The sequence below is a fragment of the Streptomyces sp. GbtcB7 genome, assembly GCF_019091445.1.
Taxonomy (GTDB): Bacteria; Actinomycetota; Actinomycetes; order Streptomycetales; family Streptomycetaceae; genus Streptomyces; species Streptomyces mirabilis.
On record NZ_JAGXJM010000003.1, the window covers coordinates 47,511 to 73,434 of the forward strand.

Below are 25,924 nucleotides of genomic sequence, written 5' to 3' on the forward strand. Positions count from 1 at the left end.
AGTAAGTCTTCGGATACGTAGGGCAGATACGTAGGTGGGTTCAGGAGTGGAACGGCAGGCCTGCGTCGGCCACCAGCTCCAGGTCGTCGGTGTGCTCGGCGGGCAGCAGCGTCGGGGTGCCGTCGGTCACCGGGACGACGCCCAGCTCGAGGAGCTCGGCCATCGCGGCGCTGCCCGCCATGTCCCGCACCTGGAGCTGATAACGGGCCGTCGTCCGGTACGTCCCCCCGGAGTCGTCCCCGGTCCGCTGGAGGAATCCGGAGTCGGTGAGGAAGGCGACGGCCTTGCCGATGATGCCGGTGGTCGAACCGGACAGTCTTCGCGCGTCCTTGGTGGCGCCGGTGGAGCTGCGCCGTGCCCAGATCCGCCAGGCCGCCTCGAGGCCGGGCGCCTCGGTCGCCGGATCGGTGTTCTCGCCCTGCTCCTCGGCCCGCTCCTCCAGACGGCGGCAGGCCTGTCGTACGAACGCGTCGACGCCGTTGACCGAGACCCGCCCGATGTACCCGTCGTCCGCGAGGTCCTCGGGGCGTGGGAAGGCCATCGCGGCGACGGCGAGGTGGGCGAGGCCGTGCAGGAAGCGGTCCGCGGAGTCGGCCGAGGTACGACGGGCGTAGTCGCCCATCCGGACGGCGAACACCGAGTCCTCGGCGGCCGTCACGGCCATTCCCGCGCGCGGGGACACCTCCAGCACGACCAGCCCGAGCCCGGCGGCCACGGCGTCGGCGAGCCGGGCGAACGCCGGGTCCTCGCGGTACCGCCGCAACAGCTCCGCGTACTCCTGGTCCCGCGCAGGCTGCAGTTTGGGCTGGAGCCCGAAGGCGACGAGCCGCGCCGCGTCGGCGGCGTCGGCGGGTGTGACGGGAGCGTTCGCCGGCGCGGCGACGGCATCCGGCTCACTCCACTCGACGTGCTGCTCGGTCACGACAGAGGCTCCTTGTACAGAGTTACGAGGCTGGGATTCACGACCGGTCCGCCGCCATCCCCGCCGCGTCCAGCAAAGCCATCCCCACTATCAGATCGGCCCCGCCGAACTCGGGATCATCGAGCTCGACCCCGTCGTCCACGGCGAACAACAGCTTCTCCTCACCCTGCCGATACGCGGTACCGACCGGCGGACTGGCCGCGTGAACGGCCAGCAGGGCGACGAGGTAGGGCAGTTCGGGATCCCGGCGGCGCGCTTCGGCGAGCAGCCCGGACAGCCGTCGCGGCGCGTCCGCCGGCAGATCCAGCAGCTCCATCGCGGAGGCGAGCTGCTCCTCACTGAACCGACTGTCGTCCGGCGTGGCGATCAGGTCCGGCTCGGGCATCTCCGCACCGAGGTGCTCCCGCTCCAGGGGTGGTGTCAGCAGGAGCTCGACAAGATCCCCCACCCGTACGGCCACCGGCGTACGCAGCCCCGTCCCGCGCGCGAAGAACGCGTCCGTCACGCGCCGAGCCTGTGCGACGGGCAGCGGCAGCACGGGCGCGACGAGGTGGCCGTAGAGGTCGATCCCCGAGGTCGTCATGGGTGTGGCGAAGGCCTGCCGGTCCTGCTCGGCGCGGAACAGCGGCCCGGCATCCAGGAGCCGGGACTGCAACTGCGTGTGCCGGCGGATGCAGTCCTTGACGATGTCGACGAGCTCGGCGGCGCGGCGCTTCTGCTCGGGGTCCTCGGACTCGTCGCGGGCCTTGCGGATGTTGGTGAGGATCGCGTTCTCGTGGCGGTAGCGGTCGGCGACGTGGTCGAGCGCCTCGGCGATCATGTCGGGCACGGCCTGGAGCCAGTCGACGGCCCGCACATTGCGCCGGGTCGCGTCGAGCGCCCTGCGGAGCGTCTCCGAGTACTGCACGGTCCGGTACCGGGCCTGCTCGGCGGCGAGCTGGGCGTCGGCGAGACGGCCGCGGCTGATCAGCACCTCGAGCTTGACCTCGGCGGCGATCTGCGCGCTGGTGACGTCGGTGTCGAGGGCGCCGACGAGGACGTTGACCGCCTCGTCCGTCGTACGGAGGTAGACGGTCCCCCCGTACCCAGGCACCTCCTCGATCAGCTTGAAGTCGTAGTCGCGGCGCACATAGGAGCCGTCGGGGGCGAAGGTGCCGTATACGGCCCGGAAGCCGCGGTCGACGCTGCCGACGTTGATCAGGTTCTCCAGGACCCACTTGGCCACGCGCTCGTGCTCGGCGACGGGGCGCCGGGGGGCCTGCGCGGCGATGCGCGGGATGAGCCGGGCCACTATCTGGTCGTGGTCGGCGCCCGTGTCGAAGTCCATGTTCAGTGTGACGAGGTCGATGGCGGCGAGGGCCACCTCGGCCATCCCGTACACCGTGTACTCGCCCGCGAGATTCGCCTTGCGCACATCGAGGTCGTGCAGCGGCGCGGTGCATGCGAGCGCGCGCAGCCGCCGCGCCAGGCCCTCGTCGGCGGCCGGGCCCGGAGCGGGGCGCGGCCCCGCGCTGAGCTGGGGCGGAACGCTGTCCGTCGATGCAGGCGAAGTCACGGTGCACAGACTAGGTCCTCGGTCTGACAACGGTCGAAACGACTCAGAAGCGACCGCCGTCACACCGACTCCACACAGCGCGTCACGCCGGTTCCGCGCAGCACGTCACACCGGCTCCACGCAGCACGTCACACCGGCTCCACATAGCGCCTCGCGAGAGCAGTGCCGAGAGCAGCGGCGAGTGCGGCGGAACGAACCGCCGCCGCGGCCGTCCCCGAGAACCACGACCCGGCTCAGCCGATCCCCTGCGCCCCGTCGGTGACCCGCCGCGCATAGGCCTCCACGACCCCGGTGAGCGAGTCGTCGAGATAGACCGCTAGCAGTCGCTCGGCCTCGTCGCGGTCGCCCGCCCGGAGCGTCTTGAGGATCTCGCGGTTGCGCGCGAGGTACGGCTCGTGGAGTCGCCGTGGGTCGGCCACCACATGGAAGGCGAGGCGCAGTTCGGCGAAGACGCTGCGCATCAGTTCGTCGGTGCGGTCGCTCCCGGCGAGCGCCACCAGTTCCCGGTGGAAGTGGATGTTGGCCGTACCGACGCCTTTCCAGTCACCTTCGCGCGCCGCCCGCTGCCCGTCGGCGACGGCCTGGGCGAGGTCGTCCACGGCGTACGGCGGCTCGCCGAGGCCACGGACCACGGCGCACTCGACGAGGGTGCGGGTGCGGTAGATGTCCTCGACGTCATCGATGGTCAGCACCCGTACGAAGACCCCGCGGTTGAGCTCGTGCACCAGGAGTCGTTCGTGCGTGAGCAGCCGGAACGCCTCGCGCAGTGTGTTGCGGGAGACGCCGAGCGCACCGCCGATGCTGTCCTCGGACAGTCGTGTCCCGGGCGGGAAGTACCCCTCGGCGATACGGCTCCTGAGGATGTCCGAGACCCGCTCGGCGGTGCTGGTGCGGCCCAGCAGGGCGCGATCGTCGGCCAGTCCCGTCAGCTCTGCCATGCCCGGATTCAATCGCAGAAATAAGAACGAAACAACACGGGTATTGAGGGATCGTTCAACGATCCTCTACCTTGCTACACACGGCGCCACCCGCTCACCCGAGCGCCGACGGCTTCCGCACGGCACGGCTCAGTCCCCAAGCACCCTCCGTCCTCCCACTGCGAGGTGCCCATGAGCACGACCCCTCCACCACAGGCCCTGACCACCGGTGCACACCCCGGAACGAATGAACTCACCTCGGACGACGGCGCGTTGGCCTGGCTGCGCGCCCTCGGTCCGCAGGGCCGCCGGGCGTTCGCCGGCGCGTTCGGCGGCTATGCCCTGGACTCGTACGACTACTTCACGCTGCCGCTGAGCATGGTCGCGCTGGCGGCGTACTTCGGCCTGGACAGCGGCCAGACCGGTCTGTTCACCACCGTGACGCTGGTCGTCTCGGCGGTCGGCGGCGCGATCGCGGGTGTGGTCGCGGACCGGATCGGACGTGTCAAGGCACTGATGATCACCGTGATCACGTACGCGGTGTTCACGGTGGCCTGCGGTTTCGCGCCCAACTACGAGACGCTGCTGGTCTTCCGTGCCCTTCAGGGCCTCGGTTTCGGCGGTGAGTGGGCGGTCGGCGCGATCCTCGTCGCCGAGTACTCGAGCGCCAGGCACCGGGGGCGCACGCTCGGCGCGATCCAGAGCTCCTGGGCCGTCGGCTGGGGGCTGGCGGTGATCGTCTACACCCTTGTCTTCCAGTTCCTCGGCGACGACCTCGCCTGGCGCGTGATGTTCTGGACCGGCGCGCTGCCCGCACTGCTCGTCGTGTGGGTGCGGCGTCGGGTGCAGGACGCCCCGGAGGCGGCCGCCGTGCGCGAGAAGAGCGCCGAGAAGGGCTCGTTCGCCGCGATCTTCAAGCCCGCCTCGGCCGACGGCCCCGGCCTGCTGCGCACCACCTTCTTCGCGGTCCTGCTCTCCACCGGCGTGCAGGGCGGCTACTACACGCTGGCCACCTGGGTGCCCACGTATCTGAAGACGGAGCGCGGCCTGTCCGTCGTCGGCACCGGCAGCTACCTCACGTTCCTGATCTCCGGGGCCTTCATCGGCTACCTCACCGGCGGCTATCTCACCGACAAACTGGGCCGCAAACGGAACATCCTGCTCTTCGCGATCCTCTCCGCGGCCTGCATCCTCACCTACACCAACATCCCGAGCGGCGCCAACACGCTTCTCCTTGTGCTCGGTTTCCCGCTCGGCTTCTGCATGTCGGCGATCTTCAGCGGGTTCGGCTCCTTCCTCAGCGAGCTGTACCCGTCGGCGGTGCGCGGCACGGGGCAGGGCTTCACGTACAACACCGGGCGCGCCGTGGGGGCCGCCTTCCCCACCACCGTCGGCTTCCTGGCCGACAGCTGGGGTGTGGGCGGCGCCTTGGTCTTCGGCGCGATCGGCTACGCCCTCGCCGCCCTGGCACTGATCGGACTCCCCGAGACGCGTGGGAAGGAACTGCTGTGAAGCACACCCTCCAGGAACGCCCTTCGAGCCTCCTCCCCATCGACGGCTCTGCGCACCGGTGGACCCCCAAGGAGGCGCGCGCCCGGTTCCGTTCGGGCGTGTCCGGTCCCACCGCCGGAGTCGCCACCGGCCACACCCAGGCGAACCTGATCTCGGTGCCCGCCGACTGGGCGTACGACATGCTGCTGTTCTGCACGCGCAACCCGAAGTCCTGCCCGGTCCTCGACGTCACGGACGCCGGCTCCTGGACCACTCCGCTCGCCGAGGACGCGGATCTGCGCACGGACCTGCCGCGCTACCGGGTGTGGGAGCACGGCGAGTTGGTCGACGAGCCCACGGACGTGATCGACCGCTGGCGCGACGACCTGGTGTCGTTCATCATCGGATGCAGCTTCACCTTCGAGTGGGCGCTGACCGAGGCGGGCGTCCCGATGCGCCACATCGAGCAGGGCCGCAATGTCTCCATGTACGTGACGGAGCGCGAGTGCCGCCCCGCCGGGCGGCTGCACGGACCGATGGTGGTGTCGATGCGCCCGGTCCCTCCCGAGCATGTGGCCGCGGCGATCAGGGAGAGCAGCCTGCTGCCCGCCGTGCACGGCAGCCCGGTGCATTGCGGCGAGCCGTCGGGGCTGGGCATCGAGGATCTCTCGCGCCCCGACTTCGGCGACGCGGTGGACGCCGAGCCGGACGACATCCCGGTGTTCTGGGCCTGCGGGGTGACACCCCAGGCGGCCGTGATGGCGTCGCGCCCGCCCTTCGCCATCACCCACGCACCGGGCCAGATGTTCCTCACCGACGCCCGCGACGAGCAGTACCGCGTGGCCTGAGAACGACCTACGAAGGAGAGACCGCACCTCATGACCCCGATCGACCTCAACGCCGACCTCGGCGAGGGCTTCGGCCGCTGGCGGCTGACCGACGACGAACAACTGCTGTCCGTCGTGACCAGCGCCAATGTGGCCTGCGGCTTCCACGCCGGGGACGCGGCCACCATGCGGCGGGTGTGCGAGCTGGCGGGCGAGCGGGGTGTACGGATCGGCGCCCAGGTCTCCTACCGCGACCTGGCGGGCTTCGGGCGGCGCGCGATGGACGTGCCGCCCGACGAGCTGGCTGCCGAAGTGGCCTACCAGATCGGTGCCTTGGAGGTCTTCGCACGCGCGGCCGGGGCGTGCGTGTCGTACGTGAAACCGCATGGCGCGCTCTACAACCGCGTCGTGCACGACGAGGAGCAGGCGGCGGCGGTCGTCGAGGGCGTGCTGCTCGCGGACGCCGCGCTGCCCGTCCTCGGTCTCCCGTCCTCCCGTTTCCTGAAGGTGGCCGAGCGGGCCGGACTGCCCACCGCCACGGAGGCGTTCGCGGACCGCGCCTACACCGAGCAGGGCACCCTGGTGCCCCGCACCCAGGCCGACGCGGTGATCACGGACGCCGAGGCGGTCGTCGAGCGCTCGCTGGGCCTGGCCCGCTTCGGCATGGTCACCTCCCACTCCGGGGCGCGCATCCCGGTCCGTGCCCGCTCGTTGTGCCTGCACGGCGACACCCCGGGCGCGGTGGACCTGGCACGTCGGGTCCGCGCGCGTCTGGAGTCCTCCGGCGTCCCCGTGAAGGCCTTCGTATGAAGGCTGTTCCGGCCGCCGGCAGCACACAGGCGTCACCGGCCGCCGACGGCACGAGGGCGCTGCCGGTCGGTGACCACGCCCTGCTCGTCGAGGTCTCCTCGGTCGCGGCGGCCCAGGCCCTGCACGCCGAACTGCTGCGCCGCCGCGCCGAGGGCTCGCTCTCGGCCACGGAGATCGTCCCCGCCGCCCGCACGGTCCTCCTGGACGGTCTGGAGGACCCCCGGCGGCTGGCGGAGCAGCTCCCCGGGTGGCAGATCCCACCGCACACCGCGCGCGCGGAGGAGGCGATCGAGATCCCCGTACGGTACGACGGTCCCGATCTGGCGGATGTCGCCGCTCTGTGGGGGGTGCCCGAGCACGAGGTGCCCGTGATCCACGCGGCGGCCGAGTTCCGTGTCGCCTTCTGCGGGTTCGCGCCCGGCTTCGGCTATCTCACGGGGCTGCCGGCCCGGTACGACGTGCCGCGCCGGGCGACTCCGCGGACGGCGGTTCCGGCGGGTTCCGTGGCGCTCGCGGGCCCGTACACGGGCGTCTACCCACGCTCCTCGCCGGGCGGCTGGCAGCTGATCGGCACGACGGACGCGGTGCTGTGGGACCACGCGCGCGTGCCGGCCGCGCTGCTCGCCCCTGGGACGCGCGTCCGGTTCGTACCGGTGGGGTGCTCATGACCGACCGGGCCCTCGCCGTCGTGCGCGCCGGGGCCCTGACCACCGTCCAGGACCGGGGCCGCCCCGGCCACGCCCACCTCGGCGTACCCCGCTCCGGCGCGCTGGACGCGCCCGCCGCGGCGCTGGCCAACCGGCTCGTCGGCAACCCCGTCGAGGCGGCCGTACTGGAGACGACGCTCAACGGATGCGCCCTGCGTCCGCGTTCGGTGGTCACCGTGGCCGTCACGGGCGCGCCGTGCCCGGTCACGGTGGGCGGCCGTCCGGCGCCCTGGGGAGCGCCCGTGCGCGTCCCCGCCGGAGCGCTGCTGGACATCGGCCCGGCCCGCGCGGGGGTTCGCAGTTACGTGGCCGTCGCCGGCGGAGTGGCCGTGGATCCGGTCCTCGGCAGCCGCTCCACGGACCTCCTCTCGGGGCTCGGTCCGCCGCCGCTCACGGACGGCACGGTGCTGCCTCTGGGGCGCCCCAACGGCATGCACACGCGTGTGGACGTGGTTCCGCATCCGGGGCCGCCCTTGGAGCTGGTCCTGCGGGTGACACCGGGCCCGCGCGACGACTGGTTCACGGCCTCGGCCCTGCGGACCCTGGCGACGGGCACCTACCGGGTGTCCTCCGCGAGCAACCGCATAGGGCTACGTACGGAAGGGCCCTCACTGGAGAGGGCCGTTTCCGGCGAACTCCCCAGTGAGGGCATGGTGCTGGGCGCCGTGCAGGTGCCGCCCGACGGCAGACCGGTCGTCTTCCTCGCCGACCATCCGACCACCGGCGGGTACCCGGTGATCGCGGTGGTCCGTGGCGCCGACCTCCCCGCGGCCGCTCAGGCGGTCCCGGGCACGCCGGTGCGCTTCATGCTCGTACGCCGCCGCTGACGAGCTCGGGCCCACCACCTCGAACCGTCATGCCGCGTCCGGCTGTTCCGCCACCGACAGGGCGGCCAGCGCGGACGCCACGGCGTGCGAGGCGCTGAGGTCGAGCCGGGCGCTGGTGCCGCGCGCCCGGTGGCGCACCTCGGCGGCGGCCAGGGTGAGCAGTTGCGGCAGCAGGTCGGTGCACCGCCGGGCCACCCACCCCGTCCCCGCGGTGGCCAGCCACCACAGGCTGGCCGACCGTGTGGGCGCGGGGAACTCCGGCTCGGCCGAGGGGGTGTCCCCGGTGGCGATGCCCTCCTGTTCGAGCAGTGCGTGGAAACGCAGGGCGAGTTGCCGGTGCCCCCGCTCCCCCGGGTGCAGCCGGTCCGCGCTCCACATCGCGCGGTCCATGAGCCAGGCGCCCTCCGCCGCATGCAGATGCACGGCTCCATGGCGCTCGGACAGGGCGTGCACGACCGTGTTGACGGCCCGCTGCCGCCGGGCCAGGGGCCTGGCCAGCACCCCCGGCAGCCCGAGCATCGCGCCGGGATCCGGCAGGCAGGCGGTCAGCAGGACGGCGCCCTGGGCCCGGAACGCCGCGTACACCCGGTCGAGGCGCGCGGCCACGGCGTGGATGTCGAAGGTGCAGCGAAGGGTGTCGTTCACACCGATCACGACGGACACCACGTCCGGAGCCAGGGCCAGCGCCGCCGGGGTCTGCCGTTCCAGGACGTCGCGCGTCTGGGCCCCGCTCACCGCGAGATTGGTGAACTCCACGGACGTGTCCGGGCCGTCGGACAGCCCGTCGACGAGCAGCGCGGCCCAGCCCCGCCAGGCCTCGCCGACGGGGTCGCCCACGCCCTCGGTCAACGAGTCCCCGAGGGCGACGAACCGAAGGGGTCTCATCCGACGCCCTCCTGGAGGCGGGGCCGGGACTCGACCACCGCGTCGTGCGCGGCGAGGAACGCCTCCACGGCGGTGTCCCAGCCGAAACACTCCGCACGCGCGCGTGCGGCTTCCCTGCGCGCGGCCTCGGGACGCCCCAGGAGCAGGCGTACCGCGTCCGCGAAGGAGTCCCCGCTGTCCGCGGCGGTGGCTCCGGCGGAGCCGACCACCTCCGGCAGCGCCGACACCGCGCTGGCCACCACGGGCGTACCGCAGGCCATCGCCTCCAGGGCGGCCAGCCCGAACGTCTCGGCGGGCCCCGGTGCCATGCACACGTCGGCGGAGGCCTGCAACGCGCCGAGCAGCGCGCGGTCGGCGACATGCCCGAGGAAGGTGACGGGCAGCCGCCGCTCCCGGGCCCGCTGTTCGAGCCGGGCCCGCAGCGGCCCGTCCCCGGCGACGACGAGCACGGCACGCTCGCCGCGCCGCAGCAGCGCCTCCAGCGCGTCGAGCGCCGTACCGGGCCGCTTCTCGACGGACAGCCGGGAGCACATCACGAGCAGCACCTCGTCCGCGCGCGCGTACCGCTCGCGCACCTCGCGATCGCGCAGCCCGGGGTGCCGGCCGACCAGGTCGACGCCCAGCGGGGCCCGTACGACATTGCGGGCCCCGATGCGGACGAACTCGCGCTCCGCGAACTCCGTGGTGCACACGACCCGCGCGTAGGTGTGCGCCGTACGGATGTTGAGGGCGTCGGCTGCCTTGCGGGCCATTCCCTTGGAGAGCCCCCAGGTCCGCAGCACGCCGTCGGCGGTCTCGTGGGAGACCATGACCGCGGGCACCCGGGCGCGCCGCGCCCAGACCCCGGTCCAGCGCAGGGTGGTCCGGTCGGAGACTTCGAGGCGGTCGGGCGCGAGCGACTCCAGGACGCGGGCGACCCGCCGCTTGTCCGTGAGGACGCGATAGCCGCCGGTTCCGGGCAGCAGCGGACCGGGCAGCGTGATGACCCGCCCCTGCTCGGTCTCGCGGTCGGTGGCACGCTCGCCGGGGACGATGAGCACGGGCTCGTGTCCGGCGGCCAGGTAGCCGCTGCCGAGCTCCCGCAGGGCGGTGCGCAGACCGCCCGACGCGGGGGCGACGAAGTTGGCCAGCCGTACGATGCGCAGGCTCATGCCGCCACCACCGTCCGCGCGGTGAGCACGTCGGCGTAGTGGTCGATGAGCTGGTCGCCGACGGCCGCCCAGGTGCGGCCCTCGACGGTGGCCCGCCCGGCGGCGCCGTAGGCCGCTCGCAGCGCCGGATCGGCGGCGAGCGCCCCCACCGCGTCGCGCACGGCGGCCTCGTCGCGGGGCGGCACCAGCAGCCCCGTACGGCCGTGTGCGACCAGGTCCAGCGGTCCGCCCGCGGCGGGTGCGACGACCGGTACGCCGCTGGCCATGGCCTCCTGGACGGTCTGGCAGAAGGTCTCGAAGGGGCCGGTGTGCGCGAAGACGTCCAGGGAGGCGAAGATCCGGGCGAGTTCGTCGCCGGTGCGACGCCCGAGGAAGACGGCGCCGGGCAGCGCCTCGCGCAGGCTCGTCTCGCTGGGCCCGTCGCCCACGATCACGACGCGTACGCCTTCCAGGCCGCAGGCTCCGGCGAGCAGTTCGACCTGCTTCTCGGGGGCCAGCCGGCCGACGTAGCCGACGATCAGCTCACCGTTCGGCGCCAGTTCGCGCCTGAGGGCCTCGTCCCGGTGCTCGGGGCGGAAGCGGACGGTGTCCACACCGCGCGGCCACAGCCGCACCCGGGGCACACCGTGTGCCTCCAGGTCGTGCAGGGCCGCGCTGGACGGGGCGAGCGTCCGGTCGGCGGCGGCGTGGACGGAGCGGATGCGCCGCCAGGCGGTGGCTTCGCCCGCGCCCACGTACGTACGGGCGTAACCGGCGAGGTCGGTCTGGTAGACGGCGACGGCGGGGACGCCGAGCCGGGCGGCGGCCGCCATGCCGCGGACGCCGAGGATGAAGGGACTGGCCAGGTGGACGATGTCGGCGCGGTGTTCGGTGATCGCGGCGGCGACGCGTCGGCTGGGGAGAGCGACGCGGACCTGGGGGTAGCCGGGGAGCGGTAGGGAGGGGACACGGACGACAGGGCACGGCGCGAGGGCGTCGGGCCCGTGCCCGGCCGCAGTGGCCGGGGCGACGACGAGGGGAGCGTGACCGCGATCGACGAGGTGCCGGGCGGTCTGGAGCGCGCAGTGGGCCACGCCGTTCACATCGGGGGGAAAGGATTCGGTCACGATGACGACACGCATACCCGTGTTGTCGCCGTGCTGGACGTGGCCGCGTCAACGTCGATCTTTCCTACCGGGGAACGCCCCGTGAGCGTTGTACTGCACGCTTTTCCAGGTCAGCCCGCGGCCACGCCCTCCTGACCCGCGAGTCACTTCGTGTTCATACGGCGGGTGCGTCGGGCCCGATCCGGCTGCGTACGGCTGTCTGTACTTCCGCTTCCTCGGCCGGATCCGACGCCAGCCGCCGCAACTGATCGACGACGCGCGCGTCACCGGTTTCGGCGTGTCGAGCGGCCACCTCGCGAGTCGACTCCTCGCAGTCCCACAGGCACTCGACGGCGAAGCCGGCGGGGAAGGAGGGGTCGGTGGCGGCGAGGGCGCGGGCGGCTCGCCCGCGCAGATGGGACGACGCCGTCTCCCGGTAGACATGGCGCAGTACGGGTGCGGCGCAGACGATGCCGAGGCGTCCGGCTCCGTCGACGAGGGTCCAGAGCGTGGGCGCGTCGGGGCCTTCGCCGCGTACGGCCTCGCGCAGGGCGCCCAGCACCAGTTCGCTGTCCTTGGTGCCGCCCCGGCAGGCGAGCATCCGTCCCGCGGCGGCGCCGAGGGCGTCGGGCCGCTCGGCCCACCGTCGGGCCCGCTCGACGGCGGCGACACTGCGCATACGTTCGAACGCGTCGACGGCGGCCTCCCCGACGGTCGCCGTGCCGCCGGTCGCGGCGGCCTCGATCAGATCGAGAGCGTCCGGATCGTTGCTGTCGGCGAGGTAGCGCAGGGCGGTACAGCGCGCTCCGTCGCCGCCGTCCCGGGCGGCCTGGAGAATCTCGGGCCGGTCCTCGGGTCCCGCGACGGCCGTGAGGCAGCGCGCGGCCGGCACATGGAGTGCGGCTCCGCGGTCGAGGCCCTGCTGGGCCCACTCGAACACGGCCCGCACGCTCCACCCCGGACGTGGCCCGGTGGGGCGCAGTTGCCGTTGCCATCGGTCGAAGGAGCCCTGTTCCTGGGCGGCCCGCACCCGCGTGGCGATGGATTCGCGGGAGTCGTCCGCCCACAGCCGCCAGGGCCGGGGCTCGAAGGCGTCGCGCACCTGGGCGACGAGTGCGGCCTCGCCCTCCGGATCGGCCGGGAAGCGGGCGAGGACGGGCACGGCGAGGGCGCGCAGTCCCGCGTCGTCGTCGCGCAGGGCCAGCTCGTCCAGGGCCCAGGCCCAGTTGGTGCCCGAGGCGGCGTACCTGCGCAGCAGTTCCAGGGCGTCCCGCCTGCCGTACGAGGCGAGGTGGCCGAGGACCGCGAGGGCGAGCCCCGTGCGTGACTCGCAGTCGTCGAGGACGTCCTCGACGTCGAAGAGGTGCCGCTCGATCTCGTCGAGCTCACCGCTCAGATCGAGGTAGAGACGGGCGTAGTACAGGGAGCGGTTCTCCACCTGCCAGTCGTGGCGGGGATCGCGCAGCACACAGTGGTTCAGTGCCGCGAGCGCTTCGGCTCGCGGTGCGGTGAGCGCGTGCAGCGTACCGTCGCCGCGGCCCCTCTGAAGCAGGCCGAGCAGCGTACCGCTGGGCGCTATGACCGGATCGAACATGGGAAACAGCCTCACATCAAGCGTCGACGCAACCGGGATCCTGCATTACCTGGCCGCGTGACAACACGTCGGAGCGCCCGCCGTTTCTTGCTTGCTGTAGACCATCTTCCTCTGCCTCTCGTTGGTGGGCCCATACGGGCCGCGTCACGGCCCGCGCGGTGCGGCAACATCTGCCCAGCCATCGCGTCCATGAATCACGACGTCATGATGACTCGGCAGTTCTTCTTGCCGCGACCGTATTTCCGGCGGCCCCGTACCGCCTCCCCCGTTTTCGGTGTTGTACCTGGTCAGCGTGTTCGAATCAGTGCGCGCCGAACAATTCGAGAAGTTCCGTCTTGCCGAACATCCGGGCGGTGTCGACGGCCGAGGGGGTGCCCGCGGCCGGGTCGGCGCCGCCGTCCAGAAGCGCGCGGATGACCGCCGCCTCGCCCTTGAAGACGGCCCCCGCGAGGGGGGTCTGGCCGCGGTCGTTGATGCGGTCGGCCTCGGCGCCGCGCTCCAGCAGGGCGCGCACCGCCTCGGCGTGACCGTGGTAGGCGGCGAGCATCACCAGCGAGTCACCGCGGTCGTTGGTGAGGTTGGCCGGAACACCCGCGTCGACGTACGCCACGAGCGCCTCGGTCTCCCCTCGGCGCGCGAGATCGAAGATCTTGGTCGCCAGCTCCACGACTTCGGGGTCGGGGGCTTCACTCATCGGCCGGACCACCTCTCACAAGGACAACGACAGCTACGTCATGGGGGACTGCGGGAGCGTACGACAGCGGGTGGGCTGTCATGCGCAGGTCCGTACGACAGCGAAGTGTGCGGCCGTACGGGTGATTCGCCAGCGTACTGGCTCCGGCGGCACATGACCGGCGCCGACCGAGGCAAAGATCACCACAAGCCACCCAAGAGCCGACAGGGGGCAACAGACCTGCCCAGGGGGCCCGGAACAGCTCTGCCGACTGGATGAAATCAGCCGAATTTCACTCAGTTGCACCTTTTATCGTATGGATACATCCTGTGATCCTGGAAGTACTCATGGTGACTGTCCCCACGAACCAGGAGAGCACAAATGATTCTGTCCATCTCAGGCGTCGTCCTGCTCGGCATCATCGTCTTCCTCTTCTTCCGCAAGGACGGACTCAAGGCGTCGCATGCCATGGTGTCCTCGCTCTTCGGTTTCTACCTCGCCAGCACGGCCATCGCGCCGAGCATCAAGGCAGGCGGGGAGAGCCTGGCGAGCCTCCTCGGCGGGATCAAGTTCTGACGTCCCTGCCCATCGCACGCACCTTCAGGAGACAGCAGTGGCCCGGCGCCCTCTCCCCCGCATCCTCAGCAACGGCAGCGCACAGATCGCCCGAAGCCGGGAGCTGGCCCGAACGGCAGCCGACAGCGCCACCGACGTCCTCCACCCACTGATCACGGTCACCCGTGGACTGCGCCGGCTGGCAGCCGCCGGCGGGCGCAAGTGGGCCGCCACCCCCAAGGACCGGCGCGGGCCGCTGCTGTTCCTGGTGGCCTCGGTGATCCTGGTCGTGGCGCTGGTGCCGTACGGACCGCTGCTCGCCGCCATCACCCTGATGGCGGCGGCGGCGTGGACGGGCCGTCAGCAGGCCTCGTCGGAGCCCACGGGCCCCGACGAGGCACAGATCCAACGACTCCAGTCGTTGTACGACGCCCTCGTCCCGTACTTCTCCGTGGCCGAGGACCCGGCCCCCCTGTACGCCCACGGCGGCGACTGGGAGAAGGCCTTCCCCACGCACGACTTCGACGACGACGGGCGCGTGTCCCGGCTGCTCATCCGCTACCCGGCGTACTTCACGGACGGCGAGGCGGAGTCCCGGGCCCGGATCGAGCAGCTTCTGCACGCCAAGTCGGGCCGCGGGCGCGAGTACCACTTCGACTGGGACGAGGAGGGCAACGAGCTCACCGTCACCGTCCTCCCGCCGCTTCCCACCGACATCGCCGCCCAGCGATTCGTCACCTCACCCGGCGAGACGGTCCTCGGCTTCACCGACCCGGCCGACGTCCAGCGCACCCTCCCCCTCACCTACGGGGAGGAACAGCGAGACGTCCCCCCGGTCGTCTGGCGCACCGGCATCCGCTCCACCGAGCCGCACCTGCTGATCGCCGGCAATCCCGGCAGCGGCACGACCACACTCGTGCGCTCCATCGCGCTCCAGGCCCTTCAGTACGGCGATGTCGTCATCGTCGAGGGCGGCAACACCGGCGAGTACGCGTGCCTGACCGGCCGGGCCGGCGTCCTCGCCGTCGAGTCCGGCCTCGCCGGGGCGCTCGCGAGTCTGGAGTGGGCCGCGAACGAGACGGAGCGGCGGCTGATCTCCGCCAACCGTGCGCGGCAGGCGGGGCACCCGGCCCCCGACGACACCAAGAACCCCCTGTGGATCCTGCTCGACCGGCCGAGCGCGCTCGGACACTTCGCCGCCGCCGACGGCCGCAACGATCCCCAGGCACTCCTTCAGGTCCCGCTCCGGCACGGGCGCGCGGCGGGCGTCACGGTCGTCATCGCCGAGCAGTTCGAGGATCTCGAGGCGCTCAGCGAGGCCGTGCAGCAGCACACCCGCGCGCGCGTGGTCCTCGGTCCGGCGTCTCCGGTCCAGCTGGAAGCCGTCCTCGGCGCGCCGCCGCACACCACTCCTACGCGGGAGGTACCGCCCGGCCGCGGGTACGCCCGGCTGGGCGCGGGTCCCGTCCTGCGCCTCCAGGTGCCGGCTACGCCGGACCCCTACGACGACGCCACCAGCGAGACCCACCGACGCGCCGTCCTGGACCTCCTGCCGGAACGCACGACTCCGGCAGAGGCGGACCCGATCCCCACGGAGGCCGCGGTAGCGGAGGGCTGAGCGGGCTCCCTGGCTGTGGAGTTCGGCTGCGGGTGAGTGGGGGCTGGTCGCGCAGTTCCCCGCGCCCCTGGGCGGGGGCTGCGCCCCCGCCCCCACCGCCCCCCACCCGACGAACCCACCCGGGGTCCGGTCGGCTGCTAGGCCACGAACGTGCGGGGGGCTTCGTTGCCCCCGGTCGCGCCCGTTTTCACCAGGTGCGCCGCCGCGGCCAACCGGACCGCCGCCTCCTCGGCCACCGCACCCCCCACGGTGAACGGCAGCCGCACATACCCTTCGAAGGCGCCGTCGACCCCGAACCGCGGCCCGGAGGGCACCCGTACCCCCACCCGTTCACCCGCCTCGGCGATCCGCGAGCCGGACAGCCCGCCGGTGCGCACCCACAGCGTCAGCCCGCCCCGCGGCACAGTGAACTCCCAGTCGGGCAACGCACGGCGCACGGCGACGACGAGCGCGTCCCGGTTCTCCCGGGCCTGCGCACGCCGGATCTCCAGGGCCCGCTCCCATCCCCCGGTGCTGAAAAGCCAGTTCACGGCCAGCTGCTCCAGCACGGGCGTTCCGAGGTCGGCGTACGCGCGCGCGGAGACGAGACTGCGGATGACATCGGGGGCCGCACGGACCCACCCGATCCGCATCCCCGCCCAGAACGCCTTGCTGGCCGACCCCACGGTGATGACCGTGGACCCGGAGGGGTCGAAGCCGCACACGGGCCGGGGCATCGACAGCCCCTCCTCCAAATACAGCTCGCTCATCGTTTCGTCGACCACCAGTACGGTCCCCGCCGACCGCGCCGCGTCCACCAGGCGGCGCCGCTGGTCCTCGTCCGCGAGGGCTCCCGTCGGGTTGTGGAAGTCGGCGACGACGTAAGCGAGCCGGGGCGCGGCGTCGCGCAGGACCTGGCGCCAACGCTCCACGTCCCAGCCGGCGAGCCCCTCGGCCATGGCGACGGGGACGAGCCGGGCGCCCGCCTCCCGCATCAGCTGGAGGATGTTGGCGTAGGAGGGGGACTCGACGGCGATGCGTTCGCCGCGCCCGGCGAAGAGATGACAGATGGCGTCGATCGCGCCCATCGCGCCGGTCGTCACCATGATCTGCTCGGGCATGGTCGGAATGCCGCGCGCGGTGTACCCCTCGGCGATCATCGCGCGCAGCGCGGGCAGCCCCGCCGGATAGTCGCCGTGCGTGTGCGCGTACGGTGGCAGCTCCTCCAGGGCACCCTGCACGGCACGGGTGAGCCAGGGCTCCGGCGCGGGGAGTGACGCGCAGCCGAGGTCGATCATGGAGCCGAGGGCCTCGGGCGGCAGCGGTTCGAGGCCGCGCGCGGGCAGCGGGTTCCCGGCGGGGACGGCGGTCCAACTGCCCGCTCCCCTGCGGGACTCCAGGAACCCTTCGCCGCGCAGCGCCTCGTAGGCCGCCGCGACCGTGGTACGGCTGACGGAGAGGGACAGCGCGAGCTCCCGCTCGGCGGGCAGCCGCGCGGCGACCGGAACCCGGCCTTCGAGGACGAGCAGCCGGATGCCGTCGGCGAGCGCGCGATAGGCGGGCGGGCGGCGGGTGCCGGGCCCCGCGGGGCGCTCCTGCTGGGAGTTGAGCAGCCGTGCGAGCTGCGCGGCTCCCATCGCTGAAGTCCACTGCGTCATGATTCCCAGTCCACCTTCCTCGGATTGGCCTTGGATGGCGTCTTCCTTCAGGCCACAGAATGTCACGAGCCAGGCCACCATCACCACCGCGGTTCATCACGGACCATCACGGGTCATCACCACAGGGGGACCTCTTGTCCACACACGCCGACTCCCCGCACCGGGAGCGCAGGGGATCCGGGCGACGGCTTCCTCGTCGCCTCGTCCAGCTGTACGCGGGCCTCGCGCTGTACGGCGCGAGTTCGGCCCTGCTGGTGGAGTCGGGCCTCGGTCTGGAGCCCTGGAACGTGCTGCACCAGGGGCTCGCCGAACTGACCGGTCTGACGATCGGCGTGGTGTCGATCTTCGTGGGCGCGGCGGTGCTGCTCCTGTGGATCCCGCTGCGCCAGCGTCCGGGCCTCGGCACGGTCTCCAACGTGTTCGTGGTCGGCATCGCCATGGACGGCACCCTCGCCGTGGTGCCGGACGCCCACTCCCTGGCCGTACGGATTCCGCTGCTCGTGGCGGGCATCGTGCTGAACGGTGTGGCCACGGGTCTCTACATCTCGGCCAGCTTCGGTCCGGGTCCCCGTGACGGTCTGATGACGGGCCTGCACCGGCGTACGGGCCGCTCGGTCCGGCTGGTGCGCACGGTCCTGGAGGTGGCGGTCGTCGCGACCGGATTCGCGCTCGGCGGCACGGTAGGCATCGGCACGGTGCTGTACGCCGTCGCGATCGGGCCGCTCGCCCAGCTGTTCCTGCGCGTGTTCGCCGTCCGCCCGGCACCGGGGGGCAGCACCGTCGTTGCCGCCGGTCAACCGGAGCGAGCGATACTTCCAGGGTGAGCCCGCGCATACGCCACCCGTACCTCGACCACCCCGGCCCGATCGCCTTCGCCCACCGGGGCGGCGCGGCGGACGGTCTGGAGAACACCGTCGCCCAGTTCCGCCGCGCGGTGGAAACGGGCTACCGCTACATCGAGACGGATGTGCACGCGACGTCGGACGGCAAGCTCGTGGCCTTCCACGACGCGACCCTGGACCGAGTGACGGACGGCGCGGGCCGGATCGCGGACCTGCCCTGGGAGGACGTGCGCCACGCGCGCGTGGCGGGCAAGGAACCGGTCCCCCTCTTCGAGGAGCTCCTCGAAACCTTCCCCGACGTCCGCTGGAACGTCGACGTCAAGGCCGAACCCGCCCTCCACCCCCTATTGAGCCTCATCGGCCGCCTCGACGCCTGGGACCGCGTCTGCGTCGGCTCGTTCTCCGAGGCGCGGGTCTTCCGCGCCCAGCGTCTGGCCGGACCTCGTCTGGCGACCTCGTACGGCACCAAGGGTGTCGTGGGGCTGCGGCTGCGCTCGTACGGCATCCCGGCCGCACTGCGCGACTCGGCGATCGCCGCCCAGGTGCCCGAGTACCAGTCGGGCGTGCCGGTGGTCGACCGGCGCTTCGTGCGCGCCGCCCACGCGCGCGGCCTGCAGGTCCACGTGTGGACGGTCAACGAACCCGATCGGATGCACCGGCTCCTGGACCTGGGCGTCGATGGCATCATGACCGATCACATCGACACGCTGCGCAGGGTCCTGGAGGACCGGGGCACCTGGGTCTGAGCCCTCTCGCGCGGTCCGTTCAGCGGGAAGCGAGGGGCACGGGTGGGCACCGAGACCGTGCGGGCACAGGCGACCGACGAGGTCACCGAACGGCGGCGCGAGCAGCGCGGCTGGTACTTCTACGACTGGGCGTGCTCCGTCTACTCGACGAGCGTGCTCACCGTGTTCCTGGGCCCCTATCTCACCTCCGTCGCCAAGCACGCGGCGGACGCGGACGGCTTCGTCCATCCGCTGGGCATCCCGGTCCGCGCCGGCTCCTTCTTCGCCTACGCGGTCTCGGCGTCCGTCATTGTGTCGATCTTCGTGATGCCGATGGCGGGCGCGGCCGCCGACCGCACCGGCCGCAAGAAGCCCCTGCTCGCGCTCTGCGCCTATCTCGGCGCCACGGCCACCACGGGCATGTTCTTCCTGGACGGCGACCGTTATCTGCTCGGCGGTCTGCTGCTGATCGTCGCCAATGCCTCGGTGGCCGTGTCGATGGTGCTGTACAACTCCTACCTGCCGCAGATCGCCCCGCCCGAGGAGCGTGACGCGGTCTCGTCCCGCGGCTGGGCCTTCGGCTACGCGGCGGGCTCGCTGATGCTGGTCGTGAACCTGGTCCTGTACTCGGCCCACGGCTCCTTCGGCGTCTCCGAGTCGACGGCCGTCCGCATCTGTCTGGCCTCGGCGGGCATCTGGTGGGGCGCCTTCACGCTCGTACCGCTGAAGCGGCTGCGGGACCGGCCCACGGCGTCCGCGGGGCAGGCGCCGGGGCACGGATGGCGGCAGCTGGCGGCCACCGTGCGGGACATGCGGGGCACACCGCTCACCCTCGCCTTCCTGTTCGCCTACCTCGTCTACAACGACGGCATCCAGACGGTCATCTCGCAGGCGTCGGTGTACGGATCGGAGGAGCTGGGGCTGAGCCAGTCGACCCTGATCGTCGCCGTGTTGCTGGTGCAGGTGCTCGCGGTCGGGGGCGCCCTGGGGATGGGACGGCTCGCACGGACCTACGGCGCGAAGCGCACGATCCTCGGCTCGCTCGTCGCCTGGACCGTGCCGCTCGGCGCCGGATACTTCCTGCCGGCGGGCGCGCCCGTCTGGTTCTTCGTCCTGGCCGCCGGGATCGGCCTGGTCCTGGGCGGCAGCCAGGCGCTCTCGCGCTCGCTGTTCTCCCATCTGGTGCCGAGCGGGAAGGAGGCCGAGTACTTCTCCGCGTACGAGATGAGCGACCGGGGGATGAGCTGGCTCGGCCCGCTTCTGTTCGGTTTGACCTACCAGCTGACGGGAAGTTATCGGGACGCGATCATCTCGCTCGTGGCCTTCTTCGTCATCGGATTCGTGCTGCTCGCGAGGGTTCCGGTGCGGCAGGCCGTGCGCGACGCGGGTAATCCCGTTCCGGACAGGATTTAGCACCTGAGGCCAAAGGCCGGTAGTGTACGCGTTTGGCCTGCCAGGCGTACCGTTACTGCGCGTCAAAGATACTGAAGCGTTGGGTGACATCTGCTGCCAGATGTGACAAACCGGGCGCCGGTGGGTACAACAAGGGGCGGCTACGACGGCGACGCATGACCCGGAACGGGAATCTTTACCGCCGACCGGACGTTGACCGGATGACGACGACAGCGACACCTGTCCTGTGGGCGACAAGCCCGGGAGGCACGATTCATGAGTGAGCGAGCTCTTCGCGGCACGCGCCTCGTGGTGACCAGCTACGAGACGGACCGCGGCATCGACCTGGCCCCGCGCCAGGCCGTGGAGTACGCATGCGAGAAGGGGCACCGGTTTGAGATGCCCTTCTCGGTCGAGGCGGAGATTCCGCCGGAGTGGGAGTGCAAGGTCTGCGGGGCCCAGGCACTCCTGGTGGACGGCGACGGCCCTGAGGAAAAGAAGGCCAAGCCCGCGCGTACGCATTGGGACATGCTGATGGAGCGGCGCACCCGAGAGGAGCTCGAAGAGGTCCTCGAGGAGCGCCTGGCCGTTCTGCGCTCCGGCGCGATGAACATCGCGGTGCATCCGCGGGACAGCCGCAAGTCCGCGTAACCCCTCCGGGGGTTGGGCGGCATACCACGCACGCAGCCGCGAGCGCCGTACGCAAGTCGTACGGGGCCCGCGGCTCTGTGCGTTGTGCGCGTGGCGGTGCGGTGGATAAGGGCCGGCGCAGGCCATCGCGCCCCTTCAGGGGCGCGGGGAACTGCGCGACCAGCCCCCGCTCACCCGCACCCGATTACCCAGCCACGGCCGAGGTCAGCGTCAGCGGTTCAGTGGCGGACGCGGGCCCGGGTCCGTCGTCGGGTTCTCTTCCCTGATGACCTCGCCCTGGACGACCTTGCCGTCGGGGCGATGGATACGGGCCTGCTGGAAGGCGTCACCGACGCTGCCCGGCGCGGCCTCGCGGATCTTGCGGTCGATGGCTCGCTCGGCGTAACGGCTCAGGGCCTTCTGGACGGGCGGGATCAGCAGGAGCAGGCCCAGCGCGTCGGAGATGAGCCCGGGGATCATCAGGAGCAGACCGCCGAGCATCATCAGCCCGTTGCCTTCGCCGCCCCCGCTCGTGGGAGGCACCCCGCTCTGCTGCTGTTGCAGCGTCTCGGTGAGGTTGCGGAAGGCACGGCGGCCGGCCCGCTTGATGACCACGGAACCGAGGATGAAACCGGCGACCAGCAGCAGGAAGACCGCGAAACCGCTCGCCGCGCCCGCGACCACGGTCAGGAGCCAGATCTCCAGCACCAGCCAGACGGCGATGCCGAGCGGCAGGTAGGTGCGCAGCCGGGATCGCCGCGGCCGCGCGGGGTATGTAGGGGTCGGTGCGCCAGTCGTCATGCACCCAGTGTGCCTGGGCACAGCTCAGTACGGGATAAGCGGATGATCAGCCGTAGCTGTGGAGTGAAGTGAGGGCGCAGTGGGAGTGGGGGGGCGGCCCCACCCGGGCCCGCCCCCCACTTCGCAAGCGCTCCTAAGACGTGTGCTTCCGGCCGGTGATCCGGCCGACCCGCTCCCCCACGCCCCACGTGGTGACCCGCCACAGCGCCTCCACGAGGATGTCGCGGCTCATCTTGGAGTCGCCGAGCTCGCGCTCGACGAAGGTGATGGGCACCTCGACGACGTGGAAACCGGACTTGACCGCACGCCGGGCCAGGTCCACCTGAAAGCAGTACCCCTGGGACGCGACTTCAGCGAGTCCGAGACCTTCGAGGGTCTCGCGGCGGAAGGCACGGAAGCCTCCGGTGACGTCCCGGATCGGCACGTCGAGCATGAGGCGGGAGTACATGCTGCCGCCGCGCGAGATGAACTCGCGGGACTTGGGCCAGTTCACGACCCGCCCGCCCGGCACCCAGCGCGACCCCAGCACGAGGTCGGCGCCCTTGAGCGCGGTCAGCAGCCGGGGCAGTTCCTCGGGCTGGTGCGAGCCGTCCGCGTCCATCTCCACGAGGACGCCGTAGCCGTGCTCCAGGCCCCAGGCGAAGCCCGCGAGATACGCGGCGCCCAGGCCTTCCTTGCCCTTGCGGTGCAGCACCTGGACATGGTCGTCCTCGGCGGCCAGCTCGTCGGCGAGCTTGCCCGTGCCGTCCGGGCTGTTGTCGTCCGCCACGAGAACGTGTGCATCGGGCACCGAGGCTCGTACCCGGCCGACGATCTTCTTGATGTTCTCCGCCTCGTTGTAGGTCGGGATGATCACCAAGGCCGTGCCGAGCGGGCCGAACTGCCTCCCCTTGGCTCCTGCCGCGAGGGTCCCGTCGCCGTCGTTCACTACTGCCCCTTCATGTCCGTACGCAGGGGTCCACCATAGTGGCCGCAGCCTGCACTGACGCGTCGGCGCGTTAGTACGGGGGTGTCGATTCGGCAAGAGCCGGGTAAGAGAGAGCCCGCCGCGCCGGAGCACCGTACTGCGGATCGGGGCCCGGCGCCCTTCGGGCCGACCTGGGACCCGCTGGCTGCGGGTCGACCGAAAGCCGTTGTCTACTGGACGTCCGGGCCCCACCCGGGTCACACCCTTCCGACAGACATGAACGTTCCCTCGCCGTCGCACTGGCGCTGAGCCTGGCTCCCAGTGGTGGTGCGCCGGTGCGGCACACCACCCCTGACCCAGCGGCGCTCCGGCGACTGCGTGGAAGTTCTCCGGTCGGACGTCCGGTGGTGGACCCGGCCGAACCTACCGGCCCCCCGAGGCCAGCTGTCAACACTCGTCTGACCTGCTGGTTTTCCCTCAAGTGTCTGGTCAGCGCGGAGGATGCGCAGGTCGCGCGACGGGGCGGCGACGGCTGATCGGCGCGGCGCCACCCCCGGAGATCACTCGCCCGGCCGTACGAAGACCGTCCGCCCGCCGACGACCGTACGCAGGCACACCGGCAGGTCGCCGCCGGGGCTCAGATCGGGCAGTCCAGGAGTACCCGAACGAGGGTCGGTCGACCAGCGTGCGACGCGGTCGTCGGGGGCCTGCACGACCAGTTCCTCGGTGCGCCACACGGCGTAGTCGGCGGGCGCGCCCGGCACCAGGACGCCCGCGTCGTCCCGTCCGATCGCCCGCCACCCGCCGCGCGTATGCGCCGTGAACGCGGCGCGCACGGAGACCCGGTGCTCCGGCGTGCGGTGGAACGCGGCGGCGCGCACGGTGCCCCACGGGTCGAGGGGGGTGACGGGGCTGTCGGAACCGAAGGCCAGCGGCACGCCGGTGCGCAGCAGGGCCGCGAACGGGTTGAGGGCGCGGGCCCGCTCGGCGCCCAGGCGCAGGGCGTACATGCCGTCCTCGCCGCCCCACAGCGCGTCGAAGGCGGGCTGCACGGAGGCGGTGAGGCCGAGCTCGGCGAAGCCGGCGATGGTCTCGGGGTGGAGCATCTCGGCGTGCTCGACGCGGTGCCGGGCGGCGCGCACACGGGCCAGGCCGACCTTCTCGGCGGCTGCGCGGACTCCCTCGACCACGGCGGTCACGGCGGCGTCCCCGATGGCGTGGAAGCCCGCCTGGAGGCCCGCCTCGGTGCAGGCGACCACATGCGCGCCGACGGCGGCGGCGTCCAGGTAGGCGGTGCCGGTGTGATCGGCATCGGCGTAGGGCTGGTGCAGGCAGGCGGTGTACGAACCCAGGGACCCGTCGACGAAGAGGTCGCCCGCGGCGCCGATCGCGCCCAGCGCCCGGGCCTTCTCGACATCCTGTTCGGCCCAGTAGCCGACGACCCGGGGGCCGGCTTCCTCCGCGGCGAGACGCAGCAGTCCGGTGAAGTCGTCCTCGGAGGAGATCTCCGGGCCCGCGCACTCGTGCACGGACCCGATGCCGAGGGAGGCGGCGTGGGCGAGCGCGGCGCGCTGGGCCTCGGTGCGCTGGGCCGGGGTGACGGCGCCGAGCGCGGCGGCGCGCACGGCGTGGTGGGCGTCCCGGGTCAGGGGGCCGTCGGCGGCGTACCCCGCTCGTGCGGTGACCCCCGGGACCAGGTCCAGGAGCGCTGTGGTGACCACGGCGGAGTGCACGTCGATGCGGGAGAGGTAGAGCGGGCGTCCGCCGGCCGCCTCGTCGAGTTCGGCGCGCGTCGGGGGGCGGCCACCGGGCCAGCGGGCCGCGTCCCAGCCGTGGCCGAGCAGCACCCGGTCGGCGGGGCGGGCGGCGGCGAACTCGCGTACGAGGGCGAGGGCGGCGTCCAGGGAGGGCGCGTCGGACAGGTCGAGGCCGGTGAGCGCGAGCCCGGTGGAGGTGGTGTGGACGTGGGCGTCGGTGAACGCCGGGGTGACCAGTGCGCCTTCCAGGTCCACGACCTCGGCGACCCCGTCGGCGAAGGCGTCGGCCGCGCCCTCCGAGCCGACCCAGGCGATCTGTCCGCGTTCGACGACCATCGCGGTGGCGAAGGGATCGGCGGGACTGTGGACTTCTCCACCGCGCAACAGCACGGTGTCCGACGTGGCGGTGCTCTCACTCATGGGGAACAGTCTCGCGCCTGCCGGTGTCCGGTCGGTCCCCGGGTGGGTCAGATGCGGGGCGGGCGCGCCTCGTACGGCGTCGAGAGCACCACGGTCGTGCGGGTCGACACGCCTGCCAGGCCGCGCAGGCGGGCGAGGAGCTCCTCCAGTTCGTGCGGGGTCGAGACCCGCACCTTCAGGATGTAGTTCTCGTCGCCCGCGACGCTGTGGCAGGCCTCGATCTCGGGCACGCCGGCCAGGCGTTCCGCGATGTCGTCGGGCGCGCTCGGATCGAACGGTTTCACCGAGATGAAGGCGGTCATGGGCAGCCCGACGGCCTCGGGGTCCACGACCGCGGCATAGCCGCGGATGACACCGCGCTGTTCGAGCCGGCGCACCCGCTGGTGCACGGCGGACGTGGACAGGCCCGTGGCCTTGCCCAGGTCGGTGTAACTCATCCGCCCGTCTGCGACGAGCAGCTGCACGATCTGTCGGTCCAGCTCCTCCATGACGCAAGAACCTACAGGGCCCTTGATCTCGTCGGATACCTCAGCCGCGCAGGTCATACCCGCTTTGTGATGTGGCAGAGTGCTGACTGTGAACCGCCTGGTGGACAAACCCACCGCGCCGGGCACCTGCGGGCGGCATGTGACGAACGACACAGTGCCGCAACCGGGTCCGTGATGTTCTCGTGATTACCGCAGAGACGGGACGGGAAATGCTTGCTGTGGTCGAGGCCGCAGCGCCTTGTCGGCCCACCCGAGGGGGAGAATCCCATGCAGAGTCTTAAGCGCCCTGGTCGTCCCGCATCCAGGCGGCCCAAGCTGGTCGTCGAACCTGAGCCGGAGGGCGTCGAACCCGACGCCGTCGACGGTGAGGAGTTCGACGCCTACGACACCTTCGAGATGTACCGGGTGATCTGCCCGGACTGCGCCCAGCCCATCGCGCTCCTGGCGGACGAGGAGAGCCTGCCCGAGCACGCGCTGTGCGCCTCCCCGTGGAACCCGTTCGGGCTGACGGTCTGCGCCGGTACGGGCCGTGCGGCGGGCGACGCCCGCCCCGCCGACGAGTCGGTGGAGCCTCAGGAGCAGGACACCGCCCTCCTGTTGACGCTCCCTCAGGGACTCGACTGGCGGACGCAGCCGTTCTCGCACGTCGGCGGCCCGGCCTCGCGCCCGATGCGGGTCCCCGAGATGCGCCGTCAGGCCGCCTGACCG

Annotated in this window: 25 protein-coding genes; 12 read left to right on the forward strand and 13 right to left on the reverse strand. The window is 72.0% G+C overall.

All coding sequences use genetic code 11. The annotated features are described in order from the left end of the window. Positions 1-40: 40 nt before the first annotated feature. The 3 genes from KVT44_RS05505 to KVT44_RS05515 all read right to left on the reverse strand — a co-directional run bounded on the left by KVT44_RS05505 (position 41) and on the right by KVT44_RS05515 (position 3,415). Entirely contained in the window at positions 41-922 is an 882-nt protein-coding gene (locus KVT44_RS05505) for a hypothetical protein (protein WP_067366242.1), read from the reverse strand. 37 nt (positions 923-959) lie between these two features. Further along, positions 960-2,477: a hypothetical protein gene (locus KVT44_RS05510; protein ID WP_217566292.1), complete on the reverse strand. Its 1,518-nt coding sequence runs from the start codon at positions 2,475-2,477 to the stop codon at positions 960-962. Positions 2,478-2,710: 233 nt separating this feature from the next. Then, complete coding sequence (locus KVT44_RS05515) at positions 2,711-3,415, reverse strand: GntR family transcriptional regulator (RefSeq protein WP_217566293.1); 705 nt, start codon at positions 3,413-3,415, stop codon at positions 2,711-2,713. A 171-nt stretch (positions 3,416-3,586) separates the two neighbouring features. Between KVT44_RS05515 and KVT44_RS05520 the strand changes: the two genes are divergently transcribed. From KVT44_RS05520 to KVT44_RS05540, 5 genes are read left to right on the forward strand one after another with little or no spacing between them, the layout of a single operon-like run. After that, positions 3,587-4,906, forward strand: coding sequence for an MFS transporter (locus KVT44_RS05520; RefSeq protein ID WP_217566294.1), 1,320 nt, complete (start codon positions 3,587-3,589; stop codon positions 4,904-4,906). After that, positions 4,903-5,733: a putative hydro-lyase gene (locus KVT44_RS05525; protein ID WP_099923839.1), complete on the forward strand. Its 831-nt coding sequence runs from the start codon at positions 4,903-4,905 to the stop codon at positions 5,731-5,733. The genes KVT44_RS05520 and KVT44_RS05525 overlap by 4 nt, the downstream gene beginning before the upstream one ends. 30 nt (positions 5,734-5,763) lie before the next feature. Continuing rightward, a complete protein-coding gene (locus KVT44_RS05530; protein ID WP_217566295.1) occupies positions 5,764-6,522 on the forward strand; it encodes a LamB/YcsF family protein in 759 nt (252 codons plus the stop codon). Further along, positions 6,519-7,190 (forward strand): allophanate hydrolase subunit 1, encoded by a 672-nt coding sequence (locus tag KVT44_RS05535; RefSeq protein ID WP_217566296.1) that lies wholly within the window; start codon positions 6,519-6,521, stop codon positions 7,188-7,190. The genes KVT44_RS05530 and KVT44_RS05535 overlap by 4 nt, the downstream gene beginning before the upstream one ends. Next, on the forward strand, positions 7,187-8,056 hold the full coding sequence (locus tag KVT44_RS05540) for a biotin-dependent carboxyltransferase family protein (RefSeq protein WP_217566297.1): 870 nt from the start codon (positions 7,187-7,189) through the stop codon (positions 8,054-8,056). The genes KVT44_RS05535 and KVT44_RS05540 overlap by 4 nt, the downstream gene beginning before the upstream one ends. A 27-nt stretch (positions 8,057-8,083) precedes the next feature. Here the strand turns inward: KVT44_RS05540 and KVT44_RS05545 are convergent, their stop codons facing one another. The 5 genes from KVT44_RS05545 to KVT44_RS05565 all read right to left on the reverse strand — a co-directional run bounded on the left by KVT44_RS05545 (position 8,084) and on the right by KVT44_RS05565 (position 13,465). After that, the gene (locus KVT44_RS05545; protein ID WP_099923835.1) at positions 8,084-8,941 is read right to left on the reverse strand and encodes an SGNH/GDSL hydrolase family protein; all 858 of its coding nucleotides are present in this window, start codon (positions 8,939-8,941) and stop codon (positions 8,084-8,086) included. Next, the gene (locus KVT44_RS05550) at positions 8,938-10,092 is read right to left on the reverse strand and encodes a glycosyltransferase (RefSeq protein ID WP_217566298.1); all 1,155 of its coding nucleotides are present in this window, start codon (positions 10,090-10,092) and stop codon (positions 8,938-8,940) included. The genes KVT44_RS05545 and KVT44_RS05550 overlap by 4 nt, the downstream gene beginning before the upstream one ends. Beyond that, complete coding sequence (locus KVT44_RS05555; RefSeq protein WP_054236247.1) at positions 10,089-11,213, reverse strand: glycosyltransferase family 1 protein; 1,125 nt, start codon at positions 11,211-11,213, stop codon at positions 10,089-10,091. Before KVT44_RS05555 ends, KVT44_RS05550 begins: the two co-directional genes overlap by 4 nt. A gap of 139 nt (positions 11,214-11,352) precedes the next feature. Next, positions 11,353-12,771: a HEAT repeat domain-containing protein gene (locus KVT44_RS05560; RefSeq protein WP_099925813.1), complete on the reverse strand. Its 1,419-nt coding sequence runs from the start codon at positions 12,769-12,771 to the stop codon at positions 11,353-11,355. Between the two features lie 301 nt (positions 12,772-13,072). Then, positions 13,073-13,465, reverse strand: coding sequence for an ankyrin repeat domain-containing protein (locus tag KVT44_RS05565; protein ID WP_099923833.1), 393 nt, complete (start codon positions 13,463-13,465; stop codon positions 13,073-13,075). A gap of 360 nt (positions 13,466-13,825) precedes the next feature. Here KVT44_RS05565 and KVT44_RS05570 point away from each other — a divergent pair, with 360 nt between their 5' ends. Next, positions 13,826-14,020, forward strand: coding sequence for a hypothetical protein (locus KVT44_RS05570; protein ID WP_054236250.1), 195 nt, complete (start codon positions 13,826-13,828; stop codon positions 14,018-14,020). A 37-nt stretch (positions 14,021-14,057) separates the two neighbouring features. Continuing rightward, entirely contained in the window at positions 14,058-15,617 is a 1,560-nt protein-coding gene (locus KVT44_RS05575; RefSeq protein ID WP_217566299.1) for a hypothetical protein, read from the forward strand. A gap of 137 nt (positions 15,618-15,754) precedes the next feature. Here KVT44_RS05575 and KVT44_RS05580 read toward each other — a convergent pair whose 3' ends face one another. Continuing rightward, entirely contained in the window at positions 15,755-17,254 is a 1,500-nt protein-coding gene (locus KVT44_RS05580; protein WP_099925812.1) for a PLP-dependent aminotransferase family protein, read from the reverse strand. Positions 17,255-17,388: 134 nt separating this feature from the next. Between KVT44_RS05580 and KVT44_RS05585 the strand changes: the two genes are divergently transcribed. The 4 genes from KVT44_RS05585 to KVT44_RS05600 all read left to right on the forward strand — a co-directional run bounded on the left by KVT44_RS05585 (position 17,389) and on the right by KVT44_RS05600 (position 20,864). Beyond that, the gene (locus KVT44_RS05585) at positions 17,389-18,078 is read left to right on the forward strand and encodes a YitT family protein (RefSeq protein ID WP_217566300.1); all 690 of its coding nucleotides are present in this window, start codon (positions 17,389-17,391) and stop codon (positions 18,076-18,078) included. After that, entirely contained in the window at positions 18,075-18,842 is a 768-nt protein-coding gene (locus KVT44_RS05590) for a glycerophosphodiester phosphodiesterase (protein WP_217566301.1), read from the forward strand. Before KVT44_RS05585 ends, KVT44_RS05590 begins: the two co-directional genes overlap by 4 nt. Before the next feature lie 42 nt (positions 18,843-18,884). Then, the gene (locus tag KVT44_RS05595) at positions 18,885-20,234 is read left to right on the forward strand and encodes an MFS transporter (RefSeq protein ID WP_217566302.1); all 1,350 of its coding nucleotides are present in this window, start codon (positions 18,885-18,887) and stop codon (positions 20,232-20,234) included. A gap of 255 nt (positions 20,235-20,489) precedes the next feature. Further along, positions 20,490-20,864 (forward strand): RNA polymerase-binding protein RbpA, encoded by a 375-nt coding sequence (locus KVT44_RS05600; protein WP_003977404.1) that lies wholly within the window; start codon positions 20,490-20,492, stop codon positions 20,862-20,864. Between the two features lie 210 nt (positions 20,865-21,074). Here the strand turns inward: KVT44_RS05600 and fxsA are convergent, their stop codons facing one another. The 4 genes from fxsA to KVT44_RS05620 form a co-directional block, all read right to left on the reverse strand. After that, positions 21,075-21,644, reverse strand: a complete 570-nt coding sequence (gene fxsA, locus KVT44_RS05605; RefSeq protein ID WP_095855845.1) for an FxsA family membrane protein — start codon at positions 21,642-21,644, stop codon at positions 21,075-21,077. 133 nt (positions 21,645-21,777) lie between these two features. Beyond that, on the reverse strand, positions 21,778-22,572 hold the full coding sequence (locus tag KVT44_RS05610) for a polyprenol monophosphomannose synthase (RefSeq protein ID WP_099923828.1): 795 nt from the start codon (positions 22,570-22,572) through the stop codon (positions 21,778-21,780). A gap of 539 nt (positions 22,573-23,111) precedes the next feature. Further along, positions 23,112-24,728, reverse strand: a complete 1,617-nt coding sequence (locus KVT44_RS05615) for an amidohydrolase (protein WP_217566303.1) — start codon at positions 24,726-24,728, stop codon at positions 23,112-23,114. Between the two features lie 47 nt (positions 24,729-24,775). Then, positions 24,776-25,216, reverse strand: a complete 441-nt coding sequence (locus KVT44_RS05620) for an Lrp/AsnC family transcriptional regulator (RefSeq protein ID WP_099923827.1) — start codon at positions 25,214-25,216, stop codon at positions 24,776-24,778. Positions 25,217-25,483: 267 nt separating this feature from the next. Between KVT44_RS05620 and KVT44_RS05625 the strand changes: the two genes are divergently transcribed. After that, complete coding sequence (locus KVT44_RS05625; RefSeq protein ID WP_099923826.1) at positions 25,484-25,921, forward strand: hypothetical protein; 438 nt, start codon at positions 25,484-25,486, stop codon at positions 25,919-25,921. Positions 25,922-25,924 lie beyond the last annotated feature (3 nt).